This window comes from Glaciecola sp. HTCC2999 (genome assembly GCF_000155775.1).
Taxonomy (GTDB): domain Bacteria; phylum Pseudomonadota; class Gammaproteobacteria; order Enterobacterales; family Alteromonadaceae; genus Opacimonas.
The window spans coordinates 1-8,836 of sequence record NZ_DS989811.1 but is presented as its reverse complement, the minus strand read 5'-3'; the positions used below and the strand labels follow the sequence as shown (position 1 = coordinate 8,836).

Annotated in this window: 11 protein-coding genes; 1 reads left to right on the top strand and 10 read right to left on the bottom strand. The window is 37.6% G+C overall.

Translation table 11 applies throughout. The features are described from left to right. Positions 1-3: 3 nt before the first annotated feature. The 10 genes from gtfA to rpmH form a co-directional block, all read right to left on the bottom strand. Positions 4-1,350 (bottom strand): sucrose phosphorylase, encoded by a 1,347-nt coding sequence (gene gtfA / locus G2999_RS11795; RefSeq protein ID WP_010179036.1) that lies wholly within the window; start codon positions 1,348-1,350, stop codon positions 4-6. A gap of 100 nt (positions 1,351-1,450) precedes the next feature. Beyond that, positions 1,451-2,320, bottom strand: coding sequence for an ATP-binding protein (locus G2999_RS04090; protein ID WP_010179034.1), 870 nt, complete (start codon positions 2,318-2,320; stop codon positions 1,451-1,453). A gap of 15 nt (positions 2,321-2,335) precedes the next feature. After that, on the bottom strand, positions 2,336-2,998 hold the full coding sequence (locus tag G2999_RS04085; RefSeq protein ID WP_010179032.1) for a DnaT-like ssDNA-binding domain-containing protein: 663 nt from the start codon (positions 2,996-2,998) through the stop codon (positions 2,336-2,338). Next, positions 2,988-3,449: a flavodoxin domain-containing protein gene (locus G2999_RS04080; protein ID WP_010179030.1), complete on the bottom strand. Its 462-nt coding sequence runs from the start codon at positions 3,447-3,449 to the stop codon at positions 2,988-2,990. The genes G2999_RS04085 and G2999_RS04080 overlap by 11 nt, the downstream gene beginning before the upstream one ends. 15 nt (positions 3,450-3,464) lie before the next feature. Beyond that, the gene (gene mnmE / locus G2999_RS04075; RefSeq protein WP_010179028.1) at positions 3,465-4,841 is read right to left on the bottom strand and encodes a tRNA uridine-5-carboxymethylaminomethyl(34) synthesis GTPase MnmE; all 1,377 of its coding nucleotides are present in this window, start codon (positions 4,839-4,841) and stop codon (positions 3,465-3,467) included. A 3-nt stretch (positions 4,842-4,844) separates the two neighbouring features. Next, positions 4,845-5,327 (bottom strand): YajQ family cyclic di-GMP-binding protein, encoded by a 483-nt coding sequence (locus G2999_RS04070; protein WP_010179026.1) that lies wholly within the window; start codon positions 5,325-5,327, stop codon positions 4,845-4,847. A 139-nt stretch (positions 5,328-5,466) separates the two neighbouring features. Beyond that, complete coding sequence (gene yidC / locus G2999_RS04065) at positions 5,467-7,182, bottom strand: membrane protein insertase YidC (RefSeq protein WP_010179025.1); 1,716 nt, start codon at positions 7,180-7,182, stop codon at positions 5,467-5,469. 9 nt (positions 7,183-7,191) lie between these two features. Then, positions 7,192-7,461: a membrane protein insertion efficiency factor YidD gene (gene yidD / locus G2999_RS04060; protein ID WP_010179022.1), complete on the bottom strand. Its 270-nt coding sequence runs from the start codon at positions 7,459-7,461 to the stop codon at positions 7,192-7,194. Then, positions 7,428-7,787, bottom strand: coding sequence for a ribonuclease P protein component (gene rnpA / locus G2999_RS12800; RefSeq protein ID WP_010179020.1), 360 nt, complete (start codon positions 7,785-7,787; stop codon positions 7,428-7,430). The genes yidD and rnpA overlap by 34 nt, the downstream gene beginning before the upstream one ends. 24 nt (positions 7,788-7,811) lie before the next feature. Then, positions 7,812-7,946: a 50S ribosomal protein L34 gene (gene rpmH / locus G2999_RS04055; RefSeq protein ID WP_010179018.1), complete on the bottom strand. Its 135-nt coding sequence runs from the start codon at positions 7,944-7,946 to the stop codon at positions 7,812-7,814. A 466-nt stretch (positions 7,947-8,412) separates the two neighbouring features. On the opposite strand from rpmH, the gene G2999_RS12870 reads away from it, so the two are divergent. Next, on the top strand, positions 8,413-8,836 hold a 424-nt coding region (locus G2999_RS12870; RefSeq protein ID WP_010179015.1), incomplete at its 3' end, for a DnaA N-terminal domain-containing protein.

Genomic DNA, 8,836 nt, shown 5'->3' with positions numbered 1-8,836 from the left:
TTGTTAGAGATTATCTAATAGACTAATAGAGAAGTCGCCATTAAAAGCAGGGTGATTATTACGAAGTGTTATCAACACTTGCATAGCTGCAAAAAAATCACTCTCTAAGGCTGTCTTTAATTTTTCTTCATTTAGGTAAGGACGATTGATATCTCTACCTACTTTTGATTCTGCTAATAATTCCATATCATTTTGTATACCTAAGACACCTGCATAGTATACTTGTGGTATCCCTGGCGCAAAAAATTGGATTGCTCGAGCTAGAAGGTAATCTTGTTTATTACTTCCTAATGCATCAAAGTAGGTACAGTTAACTTGATATAAATCAACGTTACTTGCAGCAGCCCCAGTTGCTAACCGACTTTGACCTTTAGATTTAGTGTGTATAGTTTCAACTAAGTTATCAATTTGTTCTGGTGTTAATAAACCTGGTTTATCACCTTCAGGTCCTACATCAACAATTCCAATACCATCATGAGTATCTAGAACAGTAACACAGTTGCGAGGAGCAATACTTAACCAATCGTATAAGGCTTGGGCATCATTATTAAATAAAGTATGAAGCACTAATGGTGGTAAAGCGAAGTCATAGACAGCTTCACATCGTTTAGCAATTTCAATTTGAGTTTTATAATAAGAATGAATTTCCACTAAACAGCTCATTCCACGTTCATTGGCTTGTGCTGATAAAGCATTGATAAAATCAAAAGTTTCATCAAGCATAAAACAATTTGTACCTGCTTTTTTGATAGCATATCCAGCGGCATCAAGACGGATAAGTTTGATGTTGTTCTGCTCGAAAGTATCTAATATTGAATTAAGGTAGGCTTGGCCTTGCTTACCTGTCACATCAATATCAATCTGATTATCGGTAAACGTTGTCCATACATTCATTACTTCACCAGTTTTACAAGTCATAGGTGTGAAGCAAGGTGTTGGGCGAGGGCGGTAAATTTTATCAATATCAGCTTGAGTTACTGCATCACCAAATACTTTTTCCTTGGTCATAATAAGGTCAAAATATTCTGAAGCAGAACCTTTACTTAATACATCTTGGAAAACCGGTGATTGGGCGGAAATATGATTAACAATCAAGTCTGCCATTATGTCATACTTTTCACCCATGCTTTCAATGTCTTTCCAAGAACCAATGCGCTCATCTACTTCAGTATGATCGATTGGGTCAAATCCAGCATCTTCACCATCTATAGGATTAAAGAAAGGTAATAAATGAACACCACCAAATAAACTTTCTAACTCGTTATTTAGTAATTGATGAAGTTTTTTCAGATCACCATTGGTAAGGCGATCCACATATGTAATGAGCTGTACTTGGTTTTTAATTGACATGTCTATATTCCAATTTAAATCTTAATCGATTAAGTATTGTGAATTTTACATGGTATTTACATAAATTCAATCATTTATGATTGAATAATCACCAATATTTTTATTTATAGAGGTCTTGTCCAGGTTGATAGTTTGATTTTGGTGCTTGGACCGGTGTCGGTGAGTTTTGACTAGACCTTGTTACCGGTGTTGTTGAAATAGGGTTAGGGCTTAATGGTTCCCGACGACTCGGACCGGTGAAATGAACTTTATATTTATTATATTCATTGATGGATTCAGAACAGTATTTACCCAGTGCAACTTCGAGGTCGTTTAAATCATGATTAGTAATAAGGATACAATTTTTATGATTCACAAAACGTTGTCGCAATAGATTTCCTAGCCAGCTTTGAGCATTTTTTTTGAGCATAGTTTCATTTACACATACTTCATCTAAAATTAATAGATCGACGCTCAATAAGTCCGCTTGAAGACTTCTAAACCGTTCACCGGCATTGTCTGTAGCATTAAAATCATACGAAAATAAACGCATATCCAAAAGAGAACTGAGTTGTCGATATAATACACTTGTTTCATATTTTTCGATAAGTTCATGCGCAATAGCGCCCGCCATATGTGATTTTCCACGACCATAATCACCATGAAAAATCATCATATGAGAACTATCTTTGCGAAAATCAGGGTCGTTGTATGCAGTAATAAATGATTGTGCGATATTGATTGCTTCATTCACATCATCTGCATCATTAACTAATGTCTCAAAACGCCAATTTGGATTTAAATCAGCAGACCCGTGAAGTGATGCGATGCGCTCACGTTTACTGGCATGTTGTAGTTGTTTTATTTCTGCATTGGCTTTGGCTTCATAATCACTACGCAAGGTTTGGTAACTAATATATTCAGTTTCGTTAGGGCTGCGTTTGCCTAGTGTCTTGGCCAAACGGTCTATCTTATCTGCAATATTATCCACTGTGGATCCTTACTGTTACGATTTAGGTTGGTATTTGTTAACTAACTCACGAGCTTTTTCATCAACGATAACATTCGCTTTTGTACTAATCTGTTGACTGCCAATAACCATACTTGTGTTTTTCACATTATGACGCTGTGCTGCTTGTTTACGTTGCAATACAAATTTTTGTGTCCATTGAAACGGGGTAAAACGACTTTGTGGTCGTCCCATCCAATACGTTATAAATTCACCTACATCTTCTAAGTCATAGTCTGTAGCCAATAATCCTACCATAGCGGCTAATTCCTTGTATAACAATTGATCAGGTAACCATTTAAGATGCATACTTATAGTATTATTATGTAAGGCTTCAAACTTATCATCTTTTATGTTGAGCAAGGGTAATACAAGGCGTTGGTCTTGAATACTGCGCGATAGATCTGTTTTTGGATTAATTGCCACTAATCCAGCTTCTACTAATTCACTTATGACATTATTAATTTGTCGACCTTGCGTAAACCTTGTATGAGGATCACTGAGAAGCTCGCCAATCGCTTTATTCTTAATGGGCGCTGTGGCACCCGTAATGTCATGTGCGTTAGGGCGTAAATACAAACAATACAAGACTCTTGCATAATGACTAATCGGTTGTTTAAGCGCAGCGAGTTCAGCTTGATTCATCGTATTATTGGTCACTATTGTGGCTCAGCTCTGATAATAAAGGCGTGATCCATTCAACAACTTCATCTTCTGGAATTTGATGATGTAATACGTCTACTAAAAAAGGCGCATGAAGTAATGTAGTTCCAGCATTGGTTAATGCATTACTCATAATGATAGCGCCTTGGCAGTATGTATCATAAGAACTATCACCTAACCCCACTACTAATGCTTGGTTTGACAACTGTTTATCACTCAATGATGCATGAAAACTTTGTATATTATCAGGTAATTCTCCTGCACCATGTGTAGAAGTACAGATTATCCAAGTTGCATCAGTAGGAATATCAGATAGTGAGGGTGAAAAATGTAATTGTGTTGGGATATTGTGTTTAATACAAGCTTCACTAATAGCTTCTGCCACATATTCAGTGGCACCTAATACCGAACCAATGATGATCTGAACCGGGCGTACATGATTTGACATAGTTTGACCCTACAATTATTTACCTATACAAAACGATGAAAATATTTTCCCTAATAAATCATCAGAGCTAAATTCACCAGTGATCTCATTTAATGCTAATTGCGCCAAACGTAGTTCTTCAGCGAGTAGTTCTCCAGCAAAATGCTCTTCAAGTTGAGATTTGCCAGTGTGAAGATGATTTGCTGCTGTTTCTATTGCTAATACATGTCGACGACGTGCGATAAACTGACCTTCACTAGTAGTATTAAACCCCATACAGTCTTTTAAGTGAGCACTCACTAATTCTATACCTATTTTATTTGCTGCACTGATGGTAAATGTTGGATAACCATGGTTGTTATCATAACCTATTTGTTGTCCACTTAAATCAGCTTTATTTTTGATAATAGTGACACCCATATTGTCAGGGAGTTTTGCCATGAATTCAGGCCAAATTTGATGAGGATCTGAACTATCGCTTTCAGTGCTATCCACCATGAATAAAACGCGATCAGCATCATTTATTGCTTGCCAAGCCCGTTCTATACCTATTTGTTCCACTACATCAGGACTGTCACGTAATCCTGCCGTATCTATAATGTGAAGAGGCATTCCATCAATATGTATATGTTCTGATAATACATCACGAGTGGTTCCTGCGATTTCAGTGACGATAGCAGCATCACGACCAGATAGAGCATTGAGTAAACTGGATTTGCCTGCGTTAGGGCGACCCGCGATCACGACTTGCATACCTTCGCGTAAAATAGTGCCTTGTTTGGCTTGTTGTTGAACAAGTGCTAAGGTTTCTACAATATGCTGTAAATCACCTTGTACTTTTCCATCTGATAAAAAATCGATTTCTTCTTCAGGAAAATCAATGGCTGCTTCAACATACATACGTAAATGAATGATTTCTTCTACCAGAGTGTGAATTCGTTGGGAAAATTCACCTTGTAATGAACGCAATGCACTGCGTGCAGCTTGTTGAGAAGTCGCATCAATGAGATCGGCAATTGCTTCAGCTTGAGCGAGATCGAGTTTATCATTTAAAAAGGCACGTTCAGAAAATTCACCTGGGCGAGCAAGTCGAACATTCGGTTGTTTTAAAATGGCTTGGATCAGCATATCCATGATGATTTGACCACCATGTCCTTGTAGTTCCAGGACATCTTCACCTGTAAAAGAGTTTGGATTAGGAAAGTATAATGCAATGCCTTGGTCCAATACGGTACCGTCATTGTCATGAAAATTGCCATAATATGCGTGACGTGGAGCAGGGCAGTGACCTAATATAGCAATTGCAATAGCAGTAGCATCTGCTCCAGATACTCGAATAATACCCACACCACCTTTACCAATAGCGGTGGCTTGGGCAACAATAGTTTCTTGCTGTTCGAGTGCAGTCATCATTAATTAATCGCGGAAATTTTCAAATTGGAAAGGTTGACCTAAGTCAGCGCCTTTAACTAATTGCATTACTTGTTGTAGATCATCTCGCTTTTTACCCGTCACTCTGAGCTTATCGCCTTGAATCGCTGTTTGAACTTTCATTTTAGCGTCTTTGATCAGTTTCACAATTTTCTTAGCAGTTGGTTGATCAATACCTTCTTTAAATACTACTTTTTGTTTATGTAATTTACCGCTGCGGTCTATATCCTGCATATCGATAGAAGCGGTATCCACGCCACGTTTGACACATGCATTACGTAATACATCCATCATTTGCTTAAGTTGGAATTCACCTTCACCTATCATTTCAACGGTTTCGGCAACTAACTCAAACGATGCTTCAACACCACGAAAATCAAATCTTGTAGCTAATTCTCTATTTGCGTTATCAACCGCATTAGACACTTCAACTTTATTAATTTCTGAAACAATATCAAACGATGGCATAGTAGTTCCTTTTTAATTTCTTATCTTACATATTATACGGTGGTTTTAGGGTACAAGTACAATACAGCCATAAAAAAAGCCGTTTGAATATTGCAATATAGGTATTGCTTCAAACGGCTTTCATATTCATCTGTTTAGATTAACTTGCTTTGAGGCCACGTTTTTCCATTGATGCATAGATAAGTTTTGCTTGGACAAGTGTAATAACGTTACTGATTAACCAATACAAAACTAGACCTGATGGGAACCACATAAAGAAGATAGTCATCATGATCGGCATGAATTGCATGATTTTCTTTTGCATTTCATCTGTGACAGTCATTGGTTGTAGTTTTTGTAATGCCCACATTGATATACCAGTGAGGATAGGCAATACAAAGTACGGATCTTTTGTAGATAAATCAGTGATCCAGAACACAAAGTCCGCGTGACGTAATTCAACACTTTCGAGAAATACCCAGTACAACGCTAAGAAGATAGGCATTTGTAGTAATAGAGGGAAACAGCCACCCATCGGGTTTACTTTTTCTTTCTTATACAATTCCATCATCGCTTGTGACATTTTTTGACGATCATCACCAAAACGCTCTTTAAGCTGAGTCATTTTAGGACCAAGGACACGCATCTTAGCCATTGACTCATATTGTTTCTTGGTTAATGGGTACATGATGCCTTTTACGATAATCGTGATGATGATGATTGCAACACCCCAGTTAACAACGACACCTTGAATCATTTGTAGTAACCAGAATAACCACTCAGAAATAAACCAAAGGAAACCATAATCAACGGTTAGGTTTAACCCTTTTGCATACTGTTTCAAAGTATCTTGGTCTTTAGGACCTAGGTATAACAGGCTATCTAGGCGTGTTTCAGCACCTGAAACAATGCTCACTGGCTCTGAAGTGTAACCAATAGTGGCATACTCTGTACCAATAGCGCGGGTATAAATGGTATTCGTTTTATCTTGTGGAGGTACCCAAGCTGATAGAAAATAATGTTCTATCATGGCTATCCAGCCAGCGGGTGTTGCTATACGTAAACTTTCATCTTCGATATCACCAAACGAGTACTTTTGATATTGTTCTTGCTCTGTACCATAAGCAGCACCTCGGTAGGTTGGCATAAACATGTTACCTTCAGGTAAGGTAAACGTCTGTTTTAGCTGGGCATAGGGTTGAACAATAATCGTGTCATTTGAGCCATTAGTAATGGTTTGCTGTAATTCAACTGCATGATTACCACGGGTAAACACGAACGTTTTAGTAATACGCATGCCATTACTACCGACCCAACTTAATGGCACAGAAAGTGAGTCATTATTAAGGGTGTATTGCATGATCGGTGAAGTATACAAAGGACGGCCGTCAGGATTTGCATCCGGACCATTAGCGCCAATCAGACCACTTTGCGCTACATATAAGGCAGCTGCGTTTGGACGTAATAAACTATATGCATCATTTGAACCTTCAGTGATTGGATATTTAATCAGGTTAGCTTTAACAACATCACCACCTAATAAGTCAATTGTCACTTGTAAAGTATCAGTGGTCACTTCAACAAAACGTTCGCTCTGACCTAATTGGTTTCGCACCACAGGGACAGTAGGTTCATTTGCCATGTTAGCAGGGACATCTGCAGCAGTATTTTGTACTGAATTAGTATTTGTTCCTGTTTGTGCTAAATCGGATGGCACATTGCTGGCGACAAATTTGGCTTCTGTTAATGATGCTTTTTGCTCAGTTTGTTCAACTGGCGTGACCGCTTTTGGTCCATATGCTGTCTGCCACTCTTGCCACAGTAAAAAACTGACAAGTGCTAGGGCTATAAGCATAAAACTACGTTGTGATTCCATGATGGTCTCTTAATCAGGTTTATGGTTTTTGTTGTTATCAGGTACGGGATCAATCCCACCTGGATGAAACGGATGACATTTTAATATGCGACGGCTCGATAACCAAACACCTTTTATACATCCATAGGTCTTAATTGATTCTAAAGCATATTGTGAACAAGTTGGATGAAATCGACAATTATTTCCTAAAAAAGGAGAAATAGCGATTTGGTAAAACCTGATAAGTGCAATGAAAGGTAGCGTGACTACTTTTCGCAGCGCTTTTTGAGTTTTTTCCATAGCGTATTCAATAGTGCGTTAAATTCTTGGTTGCTAAGAGTATCAAGATTACTCTTTCCGATCACGATAATATCAACATTTGGAAGAAAATGCTGATGATGACGGAAACTTTCACGGATAACTCGTTTTAAACGATTTCTATCATGCGCCTTACGCACACGATTTTTGGCAATGGTTATACCTAATCGGGGATGAGTATAATTTGAATTTTTTCTAGCAAGAATAGTAATATGTTTGGAGGGAGCTGGAACAGCATCCGCAAATACATAACTAAAGTGGGCCGGAGTTAACAGTCGTAACTCCCGAGTGAACGATACGTTACCCACTTTAATAAACGTTATGTGTTTGTATTATGCAGATAAGCGTGCGCGACCTTTAGCACGACGATTTGCAAGTACTTTACGACCGTTTTTAGTTGCCATGCGAGCACGGAAACCGTGTGAACGAGCGCGTTTTAAATTGCTTGGTTGAAATGTTCTTTTCATTACCAGAGTCTCTATAGTTTAGTTAAACACAATGCGTGAAAAATGGTGGTATCGGTCAAAACATTATCACTATTTTAATAACGTTTTTGTAACCCATCACACGAAATTCATCAATACCGCTGTAAAAGGACGCGCAATAATAGAGATCAAATCTATTTTTGTCAACGATTAAACATGGCCATAGTGTAAAAAAACATCCTTTTTTACACATAATCAGTTTATTCTCTAGAATTCGCGTTTGCATTTTATCCACAGATAAGCGGTCAATTATATTTTATACGCACTGATTTTTTATAAATAATAAGTTTTAGAGGTAATTAACCGTCTATATTTATCATAATTTCCATTTTATCCACAAGTAAAATCACTTTAAAAACATAGGGTTGAGAGTTATTAATAGAAATTTTATTGATAGTGGAATGTATAAGCGTATACTTAATCACAATTAATATTTTTAAGGATAATTATGCAGCTTTGGGAACAGTGCCTAGATCGTTTATCGTTAGATTTAGATACGCAGCAATTCAATATGTGGATAAGACCACTTCAAGCTGAATTATCCAAAGAAGGTGATCATATTACTACGATCACGTTATTTGCACCCAATCGCTTTGTCTTAGATTGGGTAAGAGATAAATATCTAGATCAAATTAGTCACCTTATTACTGAATATCACACGGGTGCCCAAAAGCCACCTCGTTTGATATTAGATGTATTAGTGAAAAAAACCGTAGCTGTAGCAGAACACCCTGCGGTATCAACTTCTCACTCTCCAATTAAGACAGCTAGTTCTTCATCGAATGTAACTTCATCTGTGGCATCAGTTGCGCCTGAAACACCTGCAATCAAACCATCACATAAGAGTAATATTAATTTATCTTACCAGTTGA

Coding starts and splice junctions, on each gene's coding strand:
- G2999_RS04070 (WP_010179026.1), bottom strand. CDS start 5,327: ATGCCATCGTTTGATATTGTTTCAGAAATTAATAAAGTTGAAGTGTCT.
- gtfA (WP_010179036.1), bottom strand. CDS start 1,350: ATGTCAATTAAAAACCAAGTACAGCTCATTACATATGTGGATCGCCTT.
- yidC (WP_010179025.1), bottom strand. CDS start 7,182: ATGGAATCACAACGTAGTTTTATGCTTATAGCCCTAGCACTTGTCAGT.
- G2999_RS04080 (WP_010179030.1), bottom strand. CDS start 3,449: ATGTCAAATCATGTACGCCCGGTTCAGATCATCATTGGTTCGGTATTA.
- rpmH (WP_010179018.1), bottom strand. CDS start 7,946: ATGAAAAGAACATTTCAACCAAGCAATTTAAAACGCGCTCGTTCACAC.
- yidD (WP_010179022.1), bottom strand. CDS start 7,461: ATGGAAAAAACTCAAAAAGCGCTGCGAAAAGTAGTCACGCTACCTTTC.
- mnmE (WP_010179028.1), bottom strand. CDS start 4,841: ATGATGACTGCACTCGAACAGCAAGAAACTATTGTTGCCCAAGCCACC.